At 29.2% G+C, this 16624-nt stretch carries 15 protein-coding genes; 6 read left to right on the forward strand and 9 right to left on the reverse strand.

Translation table 11 applies throughout. From position 1 onward, the window contains the following. Positions 1 to 72 precede the first annotated feature (72 nt). Both purD and BUB83_RS00135 read left to right on the forward strand, forming a co-directional pair. Positions 73 to 1329, forward strand: a complete 1257-nt coding sequence (gene purD / locus BUB83_RS00130; RefSeq protein WP_073335747.1) for a phosphoribosylamine--glycine ligase — start codon at positions 73 to 75, stop codon at positions 1327 to 1329. Positions 1330 to 1346: 17 nt separating this feature from the next. After that, positions 1347 to 5105: a phosphoribosylformylglycinamidine synthase gene (locus BUB83_RS00135; RefSeq protein ID WP_073335749.1), complete on the forward strand. Its 3759-nt coding sequence runs from the start codon at positions 1347 to 1349 to the stop codon at positions 5103 to 5105. 121 nt (positions 5106 to 5226) lie between these two features. Here BUB83_RS00135 and BUB83_RS22150 read toward each other — a convergent pair whose 3' ends face one another. Further along, a complete protein-coding gene (locus BUB83_RS22150) occupies positions 5227 to 5385 on the reverse strand; it encodes a hypothetical protein (protein WP_200801413.1) in 159 nt (52 codons plus the stop codon). A 163-nt stretch (positions 5386 to 5548) separates the two neighbouring features. Here BUB83_RS22150 and BUB83_RS00140 point away from each other — a divergent pair, with 163 nt between their 5' ends. Beyond that, positions 5549 to 5845 carry a PTS sugar transporter subunit IIB gene (locus BUB83_RS00140; RefSeq protein ID WP_073335751.1) on the forward strand — a complete coding sequence of 99 codons (297 nt, stop codon included), beginning with the start codon at positions 5549 to 5551 and terminating at the stop codon, positions 5843 to 5845. Between the two features lie 15 nt (positions 5846 to 5860). Further along, on the forward strand, positions 5861 to 7168 hold the full coding sequence (locus BUB83_RS00145) for a PTS ascorbate transporter subunit IIC (protein WP_073335753.1): 1308 nt from the start codon (positions 5861 to 5863) through the stop codon (positions 7166 to 7168). 159 nt (positions 7169 to 7327) lie between these two features. On the opposite strand, the gene BUB83_RS00150 is transcribed toward BUB83_RS00145, so the two are convergent. The 8 genes from BUB83_RS00150 to BUB83_RS00185 all read right to left on the reverse strand — a co-directional run bounded on the left by BUB83_RS00150 (position 7328) and on the right by BUB83_RS00185 (position 14903). Then, a complete protein-coding gene (locus BUB83_RS00150) occupies positions 7328 to 8524 on the reverse strand; it encodes an ABC transporter permease subunit (RefSeq protein WP_084133328.1) in 1197 nt (398 codons plus the stop codon). Further along, positions 8524 to 9432, reverse strand: coding sequence for an ABC transporter ATP-binding protein (locus BUB83_RS00155; protein WP_073335758.1), 909 nt, complete (start codon positions 9430 to 9432; stop codon positions 8524 to 8526). Before BUB83_RS00155 ends, BUB83_RS00150 begins: the two co-directional genes overlap by 1 nt. 284 nt (positions 9433 to 9716) lie before the next feature. Continuing rightward, the gene (locus tag BUB83_RS00160; protein ID WP_073335760.1) at positions 9717 to 10700 is read right to left on the reverse strand and encodes a hypothetical protein; all 984 of its coding nucleotides are present in this window, start codon (positions 10698 to 10700) and stop codon (positions 9717 to 9719) included. Further along, the gene (locus BUB83_RS00165; protein WP_073335762.1) at positions 10684 to 11571 is read right to left on the reverse strand and encodes an ABC transporter ATP-binding protein; all 888 of its coding nucleotides are present in this window, start codon (positions 11569 to 11571) and stop codon (positions 10684 to 10686) included. The genes BUB83_RS00160 and BUB83_RS00165 overlap by 17 nt, the downstream gene beginning before the upstream one ends. After that, positions 11546 to 11974, reverse strand: coding sequence for a GntR family transcriptional regulator (locus BUB83_RS00170; RefSeq protein WP_073335764.1), 429 nt, complete (start codon positions 11972 to 11974; stop codon positions 11546 to 11548). The genes BUB83_RS00165 and BUB83_RS00170 overlap by 26 nt, the downstream gene beginning before the upstream one ends. Positions 11975 to 12215: 241 nt before the next feature. Then, entirely contained in the window at positions 12216 to 13019 is an 804-nt protein-coding gene (locus BUB83_RS00175) for a nucleotidyltransferase domain-containing protein (protein ID WP_073335766.1), read from the reverse strand. Between the two features lie 146 nt (positions 13020 to 13165). Continuing rightward, a complete protein-coding gene (locus BUB83_RS00180) occupies positions 13166 to 14299 on the reverse strand; it encodes an RNA-guided endonuclease InsQ/TnpB family protein (protein WP_073335768.1) in 1134 nt (377 codons plus the stop codon). Beyond that, on the reverse strand, positions 14283 to 14903 hold the full coding sequence (locus BUB83_RS00185; protein WP_073335770.1) for an IS607 family transposase: 621 nt from the start codon (positions 14901 to 14903) through the stop codon (positions 14283 to 14285). The genes BUB83_RS00180 and BUB83_RS00185 overlap by 17 nt, the downstream gene beginning before the upstream one ends. A gap of 457 nt (positions 14904 to 15360) precedes the next feature. Here BUB83_RS00185 and BUB83_RS00190 point away from each other — a divergent pair, with 457 nt between their 5' ends. Together BUB83_RS00190 and BUB83_RS00195 are read left to right on the forward strand one after the other, a co-directional pair. Then, entirely contained in the window at positions 15361 to 15795 is a 435-nt protein-coding gene (locus tag BUB83_RS00190) for a hypothetical protein (RefSeq protein WP_073335772.1), read from the forward strand. A 133-nt stretch (positions 15796 to 15928) separates the two neighbouring features. After that, the gene (locus BUB83_RS00195) at positions 15929 to 16573 is read left to right on the forward strand and encodes a hypothetical protein (protein ID WP_073335774.1); all 645 of its coding nucleotides are present in this window, start codon (positions 15929 to 15931) and stop codon (positions 16571 to 16573) included. Positions 16574 to 16624: the final 51 nt, after the last annotated feature.

The following is a 16624-nucleotide window of genomic DNA, read 5'->3' on the forward strand; positions in this document are numbered from 1 at the left end:
GATATAAAATCAAGCTAATGGCTCAAATTGTCATTAGCTTGATTAGAAATAAGCTTTAGGGAGATGGAAATTTTGAAGATATTAATAGTGGGTTCTGGTGGCAGAGAACATGCCATAGCTTGGAAAATTGCTGAAAATGATTATGTAGAAAAAATTTATGTGGCTCCAGGAAATGGAGGAACACAAGTTGAAGAAAAATGCGAAAATATTAATATAACGGATATAAATGAATTAGTAGCTTTTGCTGAAGATAATTGTATAGATTTGACTATTGTGGGACCAGAAGTTCCTTTAGTAGATGGAATAGTTGATACTTTCAAAGAAAAAAACTTGAAAATTTTTGGACCTTCAAAATATGCTGCACAATTAGAAGGCAGTAAAGTATTTGCAAAAGAATTTGCAGAAAAATATGGAATTAAAAGTGCTAAGTATAAAGAATTCACTGATAGAAAAAAAGCAATTCAATATATTCAAAGATCTAATTTTCCTTTAGTTATTAAAGCGGATGGATTAGCTGCAGGAAAAGGAGTTATTATTTGTGAAAATGAAGAGGAAGCTATTGAAGCAGTAAATACTTTAATGGTTTTAGATGTTTTCCATGGAGCAGGTTTAAAAATAATTATTGAAGAATTTTTAGAAGGAGTAGAAGCTTCAATTCTTTCTATTACAGATGGAAAAACTATTATACCGTTTATATCAAGTAAAGATCATAAACAAATTTTTGACAATGATAAAGGGCCTAATACAGGAGGAATGGGAGTAATTGCTCCAAATTTTTATTGTAGTGATGAGATTTTAAAAGAGTTTGAAGAAAATTTAATGAATCCAACATTAAAAGGTATTAAAGAAGAAAAAATGGATTTTGTGGGAACTATTTTCTTTGGACTCATGATTACAAAAAAGGGAGTTTACCTTCTTGAATATAATGTGAGAATGGGAGATCCTGAAACTCAAGCTGTACTTTCATTAATGGAAAGTGATTATTTAGATTTAATGATAAAAGCGGTAGAAGGTAGATTAAATGAATGTAGTGTTAAATGGAAAGAAAAACATGCTTGTTGTGTAAATGGTGTTTCCGAAGGGTATCCAGGAAACTACAAAAAAGGTCACGAAATAAATGGGATAGAAAAAAGTAAAAGCAAAGTTTTTATATGCGGAGCAGAATTACAAGAGGGTAAATTAAAAACAACTGGTGGTAGAGTTTTATCTGTTGTTGCTTTAGGGGATAATTTAGAAGAAGCAAGAGCAAATGCATATGAGGATTTGAGTAATATTAATTTTGAAGGTATGCATTATAGAAAAGATATAGGAATAAAAAAAGAATTTTAATATAAAGGAGTTAACTCATGAATAACAATGTCAAAAGAATTTATGTGCAAAAAAAAGCAGGATTTGATGTAGAAGCATCAGCTTTATATAGTGATTTAACTGAAAATCTTGGTATAGAGGGCATAGAAAAGCTAAGAGTTGTTAATAGATATGATATAGAAGGAGTTTCGAAAGAAATATATGAAATGGCTAGAAATACTATTTTTTCTGAGCCTACTGTGGATGATGTTTTTGATGAGGAGTATCTAGTAGATTCAAAAATGAGAATTTTTGGAGTTGAATATTTACCAGGCCAATATGATCAAAGAGCAGATTCAGCAGCTCAATGTATTCAATTAATATCTCACGGAGATTCACCTAAAATTGCTTGTGCAAAGGTAGTGGTTATTGAAGGAAATATAAGTGATGAGTCTTTCGAAAAAATCAAAAAATATTATATTAATAATGTAGATTCTAGGGAAGCTTCTTTAGAAAAACCGGAAAAACTAGATTTAGAAATGAATTCTCCAGAAGATGTGGCTATTCTTAATGGGCTTATTGATATGAATGATGAAGAACTGAGTGATTTCATGGATGAGCATGGTTTTGCTATGAGTCTTGAGGATTTAAAATTTTGTCAAGAGTATTTTAGAGATGAAGAAAAAAGAAATCCTACAATAACAGAGATAAAAGTAATTGATACTTATTGGTCAGATCATTGTAGACACACAACTTTTGAAACAAAATTAGAAAATATCGAAATAGAAGATTCTAAATATACTGCTGCTATCAAAGAGTCTTTTGATATGTACAAAGATTCAAGAGAATTTGTTTATAAAGACAGAGTTAAAGAAATGACTCTTATGGACATTGCAGTAATGGGTATGAAAAAGCTTAGAAAAGAAGGCAAATTAGATGATTTAGAGGTTTCAGAAGAGATTAATGCTTGTTCTATTGAAGCAGATGTAGAAATAGATAAACAAATAGAAAAGTATTTAATTATGTTTAAAAATGAAACTCATAATCATCCTACAGAAATCGAACCTTTTGGTGGAGCGGCAACTTGTCTTGGTGGTGCTATAAGAGATCCATTGTCAGGGAGATCTTATGTATACCAAGCTATGAGAATTACAGGTAGTGGAGACCCTACAAAATCTATGGATGAAACTCTTTCAGGTAAACTTCCTCAAAGACAAATCACTTTGGGAGCATCAGATGGATATAGCTCATATGGTAATCAAATTGGATTAGCAACAGGGCTAGTTAGAGAAATATATGATGAAGGATTCGTAGCTAAAAGAATGGAAATAGGGGCTGTTATTGCAGCTGCACCAAAGAAAAATGTTAGAAGAGAAACTCCAAAAAAAGGAGATATAATTATATTGGTAGGGGGAAGAACTGGTAGAGACGGTTGTGGTGGAGCTACTGGGTCTTCAAAAGAACATGATGAAACATCAATCTTTAATTGTGGAGCGGAAGTTCAAAAGGGAAATGCTCCTACAGAAAGAAAACTACAAAGATTATTTAGAAATGAAAAAGTAAGTGCCATGATAAAAAAATGTAATGACTTCGGTGCAGGCGGGGTAGCAGTAGCAATAGGAGAATTAAGCGATGGATTAGAAATAAATCTAGATGCAGTTCCTAAAAAATATGATGGATTAGACGGAACAGAGCTTGCTATTTCTGAATCACAAGAAAGAATTGCTGTAGTAGTAGAAAAAGAAATGGTAGATGAGTTTATAAAGTATTCAGAAGAAGAAAATTTAGAAGCGGTAGTAGTATCTGAGGTTACTGACGATAGAAGATTAAAAATGGTTTGGAGAAATAAAACTATTGTGTCTCTTAGCAGAGACTTCTTAGATACAAATGGAGTAAGACAAAAGGTAGATGTTAAGGTTGAAAAGCCAGAAGATAAAACATATTTTGAAGAGCCACAGGTTGATGATATTGAAGAAATGTGGAAAAATAATCTTAAGGATTTAAATGTTGCATCTCAAAGAGGATTGACAGAAAAATTTGATAGCTCCATTGGTGCTGGGACAGTTCTTATGCCTTTTGGAGGAAAATATCAATTAACCCCATCAGAAGTAATGTGTGCTAAAATTCCTTTGATTAAAGGAGAAACAAAAACAGGAACGCTTATGTCTTATGGATATGATTCAAAACTTGCTAAATGGAGCCCATTCCATGGAGCATTATATGCAGTGGTTGATTCTGTTACTAAAATAGTTGCAGCTGGGGGAGATTACAAAAATGTAAAACTTACCTTCCAAGAATATTTCGAAAGATTAGGTAAAAATCCAGAAAAATGGGGTAAACCATTTAGTGCGCTACTAGGAGCTTTTTATGCTCAAAATAAATTAGAAATTGCGGCTATTGGCGGAAAAGACTCAATGTCAGGTACTTTTAAAGATTTAAACGTACCACCAACACTAGTTTCTTTTGCAGTAGATGTGGTAAATACTGATAATGTAATAAGTTCAGAATTTAAGCATAAAGGAAGTAAGGTAGCATTAATACAAAGCCCTATTAAAGAAGATGGAATAATAGATTTTGAAGTATTAAAAACTAATTTTGAAAAAGTTTCTCAACTTATAAAAGAGGGGAAAGTATTGTCTTCTAATGCAGTTACATACGGCGGTATAGCAGCTGCTATATCTAAGATGTGTTTTGGAAATAAAATAGGAATGAATTTTTCCAATAATTTAAAAACTGAGAATTTGTTTACTCAAGATTATGGTTCTATAATCTTAGAATTAGCAGAGAGTATTGAATTAAAAGAAGATTTAGAAGGTATTCAATACAAACTCTTAGGATTTACTAGAGGAAAGAAAGAAATTAAAATAAAAGATATAGAGATGCCTTTAGAGGATTTGATAGATGTCTGGCAGAAACCACTTTCAAAAGTATTTAAAATAGATCCTTATAAAATAAAAGATGAAATAGTTTATGAAAGCAAAGAAATATTTAAAAGTAAATCACCAATAATTAAAGTTTCTAAACCAAAGGTATTTATACCAGTATTCCCAGGAACTAATTGTGAGTATGACGTACAAAATGCTTTTGTAAAAGCAGGAGCTGAAACAGAAATAAAAGTATTTAAAAATTTAACACCAGCTCATATTGATGAATCTATAGAATTGATGGTGGAAGAAATTAAAAAATCTCAAATTATCATGTTACCAGGTGGATTTAGTGCTGGAGATGAACCAGAAGGTTCAGGTAAATTTATTGCAGCAGTATTTAGAAATCCTAGGATTTCAGATGCAGTAATGGATCTTTTGAAAAATAGAGATGGATTAATGCTTGGTATTTGTAATGGCTTCCAAGTGCTTATTAAATTAGGATTAGTACCTTATGGAGAAATAAGAGAAATGGATGAGAATTGTCCTACTTTAACTTATAACAAAATAGGTAAACATATGTCTAAAATAGTTACAACAAAAATCACATCAACTCTTTCTCCATGGTTAAATAAAGTACAACAAGGGGATACTCATTCTATTGCGATTTCTCATGGTGAAGGAAGATTTGTTTGTAATGATGAAGTAGCAAAAACATTATTCCAAAATGGCCAAGTAGCTACTCAATATGTAGATTTTCAGGGTAATCCATCTTACGATATAGATTTCAATCCAAATGGGTCAAGTTTTGCAATAGAAGGAATAACAAGTCCTGATGGTAGAGTTTTTGGTAAAATGGGACACTCAGAGAGAATAGGACATAATGTATATAAAAATATTCTAGGAGAAAAAGACCAACAGATATTTGTTTCTGGAGTTGAGTATTTTAAGTAAAATAAAAAAACATATACAGAAGACTTAAAAACTTTTTTCAAAAAGGTTTTTAAGTCTTTAATTTATAGTGAAATTAAGGGTTTTTGGAGAAAATCTTTAACCACTGTGGATTGTGTACCAATTAACTCCATCCATTTTTCTTTGCTTCTTTTCCGCTTTCATTTATTCCAGGCTCTTCAGTGGTGGTACTCAACTTATTCTTAGCCCATTGTCCTTGAGACTTCGTTCCATTCTTATTGTAATTTTCTTTTGTCCATTCTCTTTCTTTTTTAGATTGCATAACAAATCTCCTTTCATTTTATGGGATAATTAATATCTTATTTATTATGTGCAAATCTTAATATATTAAACTTCAAAATAGATATAATAATATAAGATCATATCTGTTATAATGAAATTTATTAAATATTTTTATAATGTTGAAATTAAGGGAGGATGAATTTATGAGTGAAAAATTAAAAGTACTTGCTGTATGTGGCTTTGGTATAGGTACTAGTCTTATGTTAAAAATGAACATAGAAACAGTACTTAAAAATAATAGCATAGAAGCAGAGGTTGAAAATATAGATATTACTTCAGCTGTGGCAATGCATTGTGATATGATTTTTACATCTAGTGAGTTTTATGATGAATTAAAGGATAAAGTTTCTGTACCTTTGATTAGGATTAATAATTTTTTAAGTAATAAAGAAATAGAAGAAAAAGCTATGCCTATTATTAAAGAAATTTTATTTGATTAAACTAGGAGGTATTTTGTGAGTATTATAAGTTATTTGACAAACAATATTTTTAAACAACCACCAATTTTATTAGGACTTATAGCTATGATAGGTTTAATTATTCAAGGTAAGAGCATTAGTGATGTAATAAAAGGAACTTTTAAAACTATAATTGGAGTTATAGTTTTGTTTAAAGGGGTAAGTATAATTTCTGTGGCCTTATCACCTTTATCAAGTGCTTTTTCTACTTTATACAAGATTCCAAAAAACAATGAATTTAATCCTAATGGGTGGATTGATTTTATTGGAACATATGGTAGTGAAATAGGGGTAGTAATTGTATTGGCATTTATTGTTAATATTCTAATAGCTAGATTTACAAAAGTTAAAAATATTTTTCTTACAGGTCATATATTATTTTGGATGTCATATATTTTTGTGGCAACTGGAGTTGAAAGTGGATTAATAGGCACTAAGCTTATTATATTTGCTACCATATTTTTATCCATATATATTATTGTGGTACCATTTTTAATGAAACCTTTAGTAAAAAAAGTAACTGGTAGTGATGAATTTACTATTGGACATACTACTTCTATATTCTGTTTTATTGGTGCAGGGATTGGAAAGCTAATGGGAGAAAGTAATAAATCTACTGAAGATGTAAAAGTTCCTTCTTACCTGGGTTTTATAAAAGATACTACTATTGCATCTTCATTAATATTAACTATTACTTTTTTAGTGGTAGGGTTAATTATAGGGTCAGAAGCTAGGGTAGAAGTTTTTGGAACAGCTTTAAATTCTATTTCAATTATAGGTGGCATGCAATATGATTTATTTTCATTTAGCTTAATGGCAGGGCTAACTTTTGGAGCAGGACTCACAATTTTATTAGCAGGAGTTAGATTAATGCTATCAGAAATAATACCAGCCTTTAAAGGTATATCTGATAAATTTATACCAAACGCTATTCCAGCTTTGGATATACCAATGGTTTTTTCCTATGCACCTAATGCTTTAACTCTAGGATTTTTGATTAGTATGATTTCTAGTATACTTACCATTGTAGTTTTAGCATGGACAGGTAATATAAATTACTCTATTATACCTTTAACAGTGGCTTGCTTTTTTGATGTGGCGCCAGGGGCAATTTTTGCTAATGCTTATGGTGGAAGAAAAGCTGCAATAGTATCAAGTGCAATTAGTGGAGTTGTTTTAATTTTACTAGTTAATTTTGCTATGCCTTCACTATTCAACACAGTGGCAGGTTTTAATCAAGCTTTTGGAGGAAATGATTTTTCAATATGGGCCATTATTAGTAGGTTATTTGGTGGAATGTTTTAATTGTAGGGGGCGGTTTCCACGCCGCCCCACTTTAGTGTGATGACTAAAGAAATAAAGTGAATTAAAGGATAGAGTATAGTGATTCTTTAATTTACTTTATAATTGTAATTGGGTTGGTGCAATACAAAGGGCGGGCATGGAAACCCGCCCCTACAAGTTTTATATAAGTATATCCTTTTTAACAAAAACAAAATGTGCAACTAAATAACAAACTGTGCTCCATATGAGCATAACTATTATTGCAAAGGTTGGAGTTATAAAGGTGGTGTTGTAATTCATATTTATATATCCAGAAAGTAAATCAGAGGGACTTCCGTAAGTTAAGAAACAATAAGGCATTATTTTTCTTATGGAAGCTGATAAATTAGGGATAATAAATAATGCAACTATTAAAACAGTACTTAAACTAGTAGAAAGCATGCTACTTTTTAACACTGTAGATATTAGAAATACAAAGGATACTACTGCTATTATGAATAGTATTTGTAATAATAGTGAATTCAAAGTTACCTTCCAAATAGGAGTCATAGTTGAACTTCCCATAATTTCATGTACTTGCTTAGCCATATCACTAGTGGTTATTTTGTCAAAAGCAAATTTACTGCCTTGACTTATAGGGAAATGAGCATTTCCAAAACCAAAGAATAAGCCTATTAGTAAAAAAGCTATGCCTTCAACAGATGTTATTAAAAGAATACAGGTTATAATAACAGAAATAAACTTTGAAAATAATACTTTTCCTCTTGATACAGGTTGAATAAGTAAAACCTTCATTGTGGCAGGGGTATATTCGCCTGAAACCATATCAGCAGCAAAAATACAAAGTCCCACAGCTAAAAACACCATGCCTAAAATTAAAAATATGGTTTGAATAGCATTAAAAGAATTGAATTCTATGCCTTTAGTTGGATCAATATCATTATCTAAAAGATATTGGTTATAGGCTATTTGGCTTTCATAATATGATTTACTACCTTCGTCTAATTCAGGCTGCTGTAGCAGGGAGTTGTTCTCTTCAATGGATGCTTTTACTGATATTCTCCAATCAGCAATTCCAGATTCTTTTTCTTTCTTATATTGAATAATATTTTCTTCTTCTTGTTTAATGGATTCTTTAAGTTGAGTTTTATACATTTCATCAGTATTAGGGTTTTTAAGTTCTTCTTTCATCCACTCCAAATTATATTCAGCATTACTTATCTTATAATCAGGAGTATTCCATTGTTTTCTATTTTCTGCTTCTTTATAACTAGAAAAAGCTATTAAAGATATTAAAAGTAAAAAAGCTATAAAAGTAACTAAAGTTTTGGGTCTCTTTAAAAGTTTAATAGTTTCATTTTTAATCAAGGTTAACATTATCTTATTCCTCCTTCTACAAGTTGCATATATCTTTCTTCAAGTTCTTTATGGTTTTTAAAGATTTCTTCTATATGTATATGGTTTTTAGCTAACTCAAAAATTAGCTCAGAAACAGATTTTTCTTTGATTTTCAAGGAAAATATATTGTCTTTTGAAGAAAAATCTTCTACAACAGATAAAGTTTTTAATAGTTCCATTGTTTCTTCTATTTCTCTTGTAATTAAAGTAACAGAAGCGCTTTTAACTTCATTATTGTTTTTAATGCTTTCAACTGATTGAATAACACCTTTATTGATAAAGGCCACAGTATCACATAATTGCTGTACCTCTGATAAAATATGAGAAGAAACAAAAACTGCGGTACCAGTTTCTTTTGCAGCCTTTTGTACAATTTCTCTAAAATCTAAAATACCAGAAGGGTCAAGACCATTAGTAGGCTCGTCTAATATTAATAAAGCAGGTTCTGATAATAAAGATAAGGCTAGACCTAATCTTTGTTTCATACCTAGGGAATACTTTTTAACTTTATCATTTATACGATCTGTCAATTGAACTAATTCAATAACTTCATCTACTTTTTCTTTTGATATTTTTCTAATTCTTGCAACTTGCATTAAATTTTCTTTCCCAGAAAGATAAGTATATAATTCAGGGTTTTCTACCACAGCTCCCACCTTACTTAAAGCAAGCTCTCTTTCTGTTTTGATGTTATGTCCCATAATACATATTGAACCTGAATTGGGGGCAATAAGGCCCACTAACATTCTAATAGTGGTAGTTTTACCAGCCCCATTAGGGCCTAAAAAGCCAAAAATCTCTCCTTTTTTTACTGAAAAACTAAGATCTTTTATAATTTCTCTTTTGCCTAAATGCTTATTAACGTTTTTAACTTCTAATACAAACATGTGTATCCTCCTTATTTTTGTAGGGGGCGGTTTCCATGCCGCCCCACAATCCCAATGTAGTGTAATAAATATTGTAAATCAAAGTATATTACAATATTTGTTTTTCTATTATTGTTTAATTGTAATTGAGTTGGTTCAGTACAAACGGGCGGGCATGGAAACCCGCCCCTACCATTACTGTGCACTTATTCTATCTCTTATTTAAAGTGTTTTATAATCTTATGGGTTACATAGTAAGCAACAACAAATGTTACTAAGGTTGCTGGAAAAGCTAAGTAAGCTTGTTATATGTGATTAGGGTCGTTATAATTTACCATACTTTCAACTAAGAGTACTGGAATAAGTAAGGCAAAACATATACTAACTCCAATTTTTAAAATATGTTCAAAGAATTTAAACATTGAAATTTCACCGATTTTCTCGATTTTATTATTTTTATAGATTAGGATTAGTAAAATCATGAAAACAATTATGAATATTATTGATAAATATATGATTATTGTGAATTTAGCTATAAAATTAAATGAGTCATAGTCAATGCCTAAATTTGATATATTATAAATAGTTTTCTCTAAATTTGATATAAAAGATTTAGATATAATTGTTGTACCATTTATTGTTTCAAAGCACCTTAAAAATGCAGGAACTATTCCAAGTATATAGAAAGGAACAAGTAAGAAAATTCCTCCAAGAATTCCTCCAGTAAATAGTCTTCCACATAAAGAAGATACAAACATAATAAAAGTTGCTATAAAAATATACAATAAAGTTTTTGATAAAATCCAAAAATAAATGAAATTAAATATTTTAGGGTAATAAATATATATTTCACTGCTGTTATAACAATTTAGTAATACTAAAGATAAATTAATGACCATCCCAACTAAAATACTTGAAATTACTATAATCCATTTAGAGGAAACAATCTCCAATATGGAAAAGGGCATAGTTGAAAGCATTTCACTTTTTTTATTTTGTCTTTCTTTGCCAATAATCCAGGAACTTATCAATATTATGGACAGTATAGAGAAAAATATATAACTGCTATTGGTTAAGTTTGAAAGACTCCAATTAATCTGATCTGTCATGGAGAGGGAAGAGTACTCACCATTTTTAACTAAAGAATCTTTTTGCCAAATCAAATTTTTTGTAGTATTCATAAAACCATAACTAAATTCCATAAATAAAGCAATCCATACTATACCAATAAAAGCAATAGAGGATTTTAATTCCTTATACAATAAAGCTTTATTATAAAATTTCTTCAATGCCATCACCTCCTAGTGAATGTATAAATATGTCTTCTAAACTTAAATCAATTTCTTCACAAAGAACTAATTCAATACCTGTAAGGGCTTTTTTGAAGTCGTCATACTTGGAGGTTACAAAGGTATGTACCCTTCCAATATTATTAAAGGAAACAATTCCAGGTAAGTTTTCAATTTTTACAAGGGAAGAATCTTTAAAAACTAATTGTAATTTTCTAAAGTTCTCTTTCATTTCATCTAAAGAACTGAAGTGTTTAATCTCACCATTATTCATAACGGCAATAGTATCACATATTTTTTCAAGCTGGCTTAAATTATGAGATGAAATAATTACAGTTGTTTCTCTTTCGCTTACTTCCTCTATTAATAATTTTAAAATTTGACTTTTAACAATAGGGTCAATTCCTGATAAAGGTTCATCTAAGATTACTACTTCTGGATTAATGCATAAAGCAAGTAGAATGGAGAATCTCATATTCATCCCTTTTGATAATTTTTTTACTGAAGAATTTAAAGGAATATTAAAAACTTTATTTATTCTATTAAATTTATTCATATCGAAATTCTTGTAAGTAAGCTTATAGAATTTAATTACGTCTTTAATTTTATTAAATTCAAAGAAAGTACATGAATCTGGCACGTAAGCAATTTTTTCTTTTAAATATTTATTATTATAAATAGGTTCATCCATAATAGTGATACTTCCTTTATCAGCTTCATAAATACCAGTTAAACATTTTATCAAAGTAGTTTTACCAGCACCGTTTGGTCCAATTAATCCAAAGATACTACCTTTTTCTAAGGAAAAATCAATATTTTTAAGGATGTTATTATCTTCAATGCTTTTATAAACTTTGGAAACTTTTATCATTTTTTTCACTTCCTTTGGATTTAAAATTTACATTTACTTCTTCGTAAAAATTATTCATGATTTCTAATAAATCTTTTTTCTCTATACCCATATAATGAGCTTCTATAATGATTTTTTTTATATCTTCTTTTAACACTTTCATTCTATCCTCCTCCAGTTTCGGTTTATAATCTGAAGATACATAAGTTCCTCTTCCTCTTATAGTTTCAATAACTTTTTGTCGTTCAAGCTCCCTGTAGGCTTTACTTACAGTGTTTGGATTTGCAGTGATCATTGAGGATAATTCTCTTACTGAGGGTAATTTTTCTCCAGGTAATATTATGCCTTTAAGAATATTTACTTTCATTCCCTCAATTATTTGTTCGTATATAGGGCGACTGCTTCTGCTATCAATTTTTAACAAGGAATAACCTCCTTTCATTAATGGGTTAAATAAAAATAGTGCGTGGCGTGAACTAAGTGTATTACTACAAGTAGTACACTTTATATATTATACATATAATTCCTTTATGTCAAGTGGAAAATTGAAAGAAATAGTTTTAGCCTAATTACCTAGTTATAAGCTAGTAAACATAATAAATAAAACCATGATTAATCAAAGATTGATTAATCATGGTTTTATAAGTTTATCATCAAATCAGGTTTTATATATCTGATACCGGAATATTACCATACATCCAAGTTAGCTCACTATCCATTGCAAATTGATTAGGCCAGTTGCTTTCTCCCACATTCCAATTTGTAAAATTAATAATGGCATCATAAAAATTTTCAATATTCTCTTTATTTTTATTGGATAGCAAATTATTAATAATACTCTCAAGGTCTTTGGGTTTTTCATTAGCTGCATTTAAAACTTTAAGAAACCACTTATGATATGGATAAAGTATTTCATTGTAGGCTAATATGAGCCTTCCCCCAAATAAGATATAATTAGATATTGAATGATCTAATAAATATAAATTGTTGTGCTTTATTGCTTCGTAACAATACCATTTCCAAGCTTGAAATTGGGCATAAAATCTATTTATATTAGTTTCTTTATTATTTATTGGATATTTTATGGTTTTTGACAGTAATGATTCAAGTTCATTAAGCTTTGAATATAATACTTTAGCTCCTTGAAAAGCGAATTTAGAAGGTTCACTACCATAATCGGCTACTTTCTCCATAAAACTAACACTTATATATTTACCATCCACATAACCGCCATCATATGAACAAAGCTCATTATTCCAATAGGTCAACTTGCCACTTTTGCATCTTTTTTCAAAGTTTTCTTCAGATACAATAATCATTATGTCTACATCGGATCTTTTGCTTTCAAATCCATGAGCTATAGAACCAGATAATAAGATGCCTTCTATCTCTTCATCTACTTTTAGTTTCTTTAATAAAGTATTTATTGTTTCTTCGTGGTGCTTGTACATAGCAATTACCGTTGCCAAAACCTTATAAAACTTTATAAAGCTTGTTTAATTCCCCATTCAACCTATCCCATTTTGCTAAAAGCTACTTTGGTTTGATATAATAGTCCAAGGGCTTAACTTCCCATACAACGAATGGTACACCTCAGCCATAATTGTTTAAGTAATTATGCTGAATATCTACTAAGATTTATACTTGCATTATAATCTCTATCTATAATACAACCACATTCTTCACAGATATAAGTTCTCTCAGATAGTGACAGTTTCGGCTTTATATGACCACACTCACTACAAGTTTTTGATGATGGATACCACTTATCAGCTTCTACAAATTCAATTCCATTAAACTCACATTTGTATTTAAGTTTAACTTTGAAGTCGTATAAACATTGCGCTGTAATAGCTTTTGACAAATATTTGTTTTTCATCATACCTTTTATATTAAGTGTTTCCATAACAACTCTCGATGGCTTGGTTTTCACTATCTCGTTAGTAGCTTGGTGTAAGTGATTAGTCCTTATATTCGCTAATTTTCTATGGAGTAATCTAACTTGCTTTTCAAGTTTTATAATGTTGTTAGTCTTTTTGAATTGACAACGGTTTTTCACCTCGCTTTCAATTTTATTCATATCATATTTTCGACTAACTTTTCTTTGTTTTCTTTTCAAAGTCTTTTTAAGTTTTTTTACTTTCTTTGTTTTATTAATATTTTCAAAAGTCATTTTATTTGAGCATATAGCTAAATCTTTGATACCAACATCAACACCTATACTCTCATTAGTTAGTTTAATTTGTGGTTGTTTTTTTTCTATTCCTACCGATATAAACCAATACTTTCCATCAAAACTTATCCTTGGATTAGTATATTTACAATTCATAGGTACAGATTTTTTCTTAATTTTTACCCAACCAATTTTTTCAACTAGAACTGAATTTTCTTTAACTTTAAGTTTTGAAGTATCATTATAAAATGCTGGTTTAGACTTCCTTCTACTTTTAAATCTTGGCTTATCCGCTACTCCTTTAAAAAAGGTTTTATAAGCTTCACAACAATCTTTAACAGCTTGTTTAGCTACATTATTAGATACTTCATTTAGCCAATTAAGTTCTGTTTTCTTTAAGATAGTCAATTCTTTTCTTAAATCATTATCTGAAATAAATTTGCCACCATTTTTATAATTTTCTTCTTGTCTTGCTAAAGTCCAATTATAAATAAATCTTGCAGTACCAACTGATTGCCATAATTTTTGTTCCTGTTCTCTAGTTGGATATAATCTAATTTTATTCCCCAGTATCATTCTCCAACAACTCCTTAATCATTTTCTTTGCCTTGTTTGCTCTCTTACCTTGTAACCTACAACTAAAAACTGTAACTATTTGAATTAAATCCTCAACCAATTCCTGTTCTTCTGTCTTTTCAGTATTGTCTATAATTTCAATAACAGTTCCATACTTATTACATAGATTTTCTATGATTTCAAACCCAAATCTTAATAATCTATCTTTATATAGAATTACTACTTTTTCAACCTCTGAATTAGTTATCATGTCTATTAGTTGATTTAATCCTTCTTTATTATAATTAATTCCACTACCTATGTCAGTAATAACATCAAATTGATAGCCTTTAGCAATCATGTATGTTTTAACATTTTCTATCTGTCTTGCTAAATCATCTTTTTGCTTGTGTGAACTAACTCTACAGTATCCAATTACTTTTTTAGTTTTAGCTTTAATACCTTTAATTCCTAAAAAATGATTAAGTTGTTCTTGTGAATAATATCTGTATCCTGTAGATTCAACTCTAACAGGTTTTAATGTACCTACTTTATCCCAATTTCTTAAAGTCTTCGTTGTTTTCCCAATAGCTTTTGCAAACTCTCCTATTGAATAATATTTCAAAAGAACCACCTCTTAAAGCTATTATAACATATATTGTAAATAAAGTGTATAGTTTTCTAATGTTTTATAATGTTTTATAAAGTTTTTGCTACTGTTGTTTACCCCCTTTTCAGCAAATAATTTTTATTTGATATAGGATTTATTACTATATTTATATTCTACTAATTATTAATTTTACCTTTATTTCTATAAAATTTAACAATAGATAAATTCAACAATATACATATATTTGCAAAATTAATATTTGAACTGAAAACCCTATAGCTTCTTTTCACAAATATAATTTTTAAAATCATATATTATTTTTTATTTATTCATATACATATAAGATATTATAAAGAAACTATTAATAAACACTTAAATCTATTGTAATTATTCATTAAGCAGATTATTATTAATTAATGATAGATAAAAATATCATTATAAAATAAAAACAAATAATATTAGGGGTGGACACATGAAAAAAAATTACATCAATGGAAGATACGGATTAGATAGTTTTTCAAAGTTTTTATTAATAGCAAGTGCTGTATTAGTTTTAATAAAATCATATCCAGCAGCAGTTGTATTTGCAGGGTATGGTATCTTTAGAATTTTGTCTAAGGATTTTCAGAAAAGACAAAGAGAAGAAATGGGTTATAAAAATTTTGTAGGAACTTTAAAATATAGATTGAGTGGATTAAGCTATAAGATATCAAAAAAGTTAAACTGGGGAATATTTGATAGAATAAAAAGCAGTTATAACAAGGCTTTAAGAAAAGCAGCTCACAATAAAAATTATAAAATAGTCAAATGCCCTCAATGCAAACAAAAACTACGACTACCTAAAAATAAAGGAAACTTAGTTGTTACATGTAAAACCTGTAAGCATGAGTTTAAAAAAAGAACATAAAAATCTAAAATAAAGTTAAAATAATAGTAAAGTCATGGTGAATAAACCATGACTTTTGTAATACATTTGTAATTTATCCAAGGAAATATATGTTATAATATTTTATATGATATAAGTTTCAAGGGGGAATAATATGACAAATTGGTGGAATGCGTTGGTTGGTGTAGAAAAAATATTTTGGATTATAGCTATTCCGTCAACAGTTTTGTTTATTTTTCAGATGATACTTTTAGTTTTGGGTTTAGATGTTGATGGAGATGGGGATTTTGATTTTCATGATATGCATACTGGCTCAGTGGAAGTAAATGATTTTGATTTGAATCATGAAGGAGAGTTTTCTTTTTCGGATGTAAAATCATCAAGTGTACCACTTAAATTAATAACTATAAGAAACGTTATTATATTTTCAACTATTTTTTCTTGGTCAGGAATAACATTTTTAGAGAAAGGTAAGAATTTATTCTTCACTATTGTTATTTCAACTATAATAGCCACCACAGTAATTGGTATCATAACAACTATATTTGCTCTTTTAATAATACTTCAAGAAAAGGGTAATATTAATATCGAAAATGCTATCAATAAGGAAGGAAAGGTTTACTTAACCATACCAGAAGAAGAAAAAGGTAGCGGCAAGATAGAAATTACTTTTCAAGGGAGATATCAAGTAGTTGAGGCAATAACACTAGGAGAAAAGATTAAAACTGGGTCTTCAATAAAAGTTGTAGGAATTAAGAATGGAATGTTATTAGTTAAAGAATACTTAGAGCATAGTTAATAATTGTTAGATTATGAGATTTTCTTTGAAAGTCTTAAATAATATATTTAT

Origin of the sequence: Clostridium grantii DSM 8605 (assembly GCF_900129965.1) — a bacterium.
GTDB lineage: Bacteria > Bacillota > Clostridia > Clostridiales > Clostridiaceae > Clostridium_AF > Clostridium_AF grantii.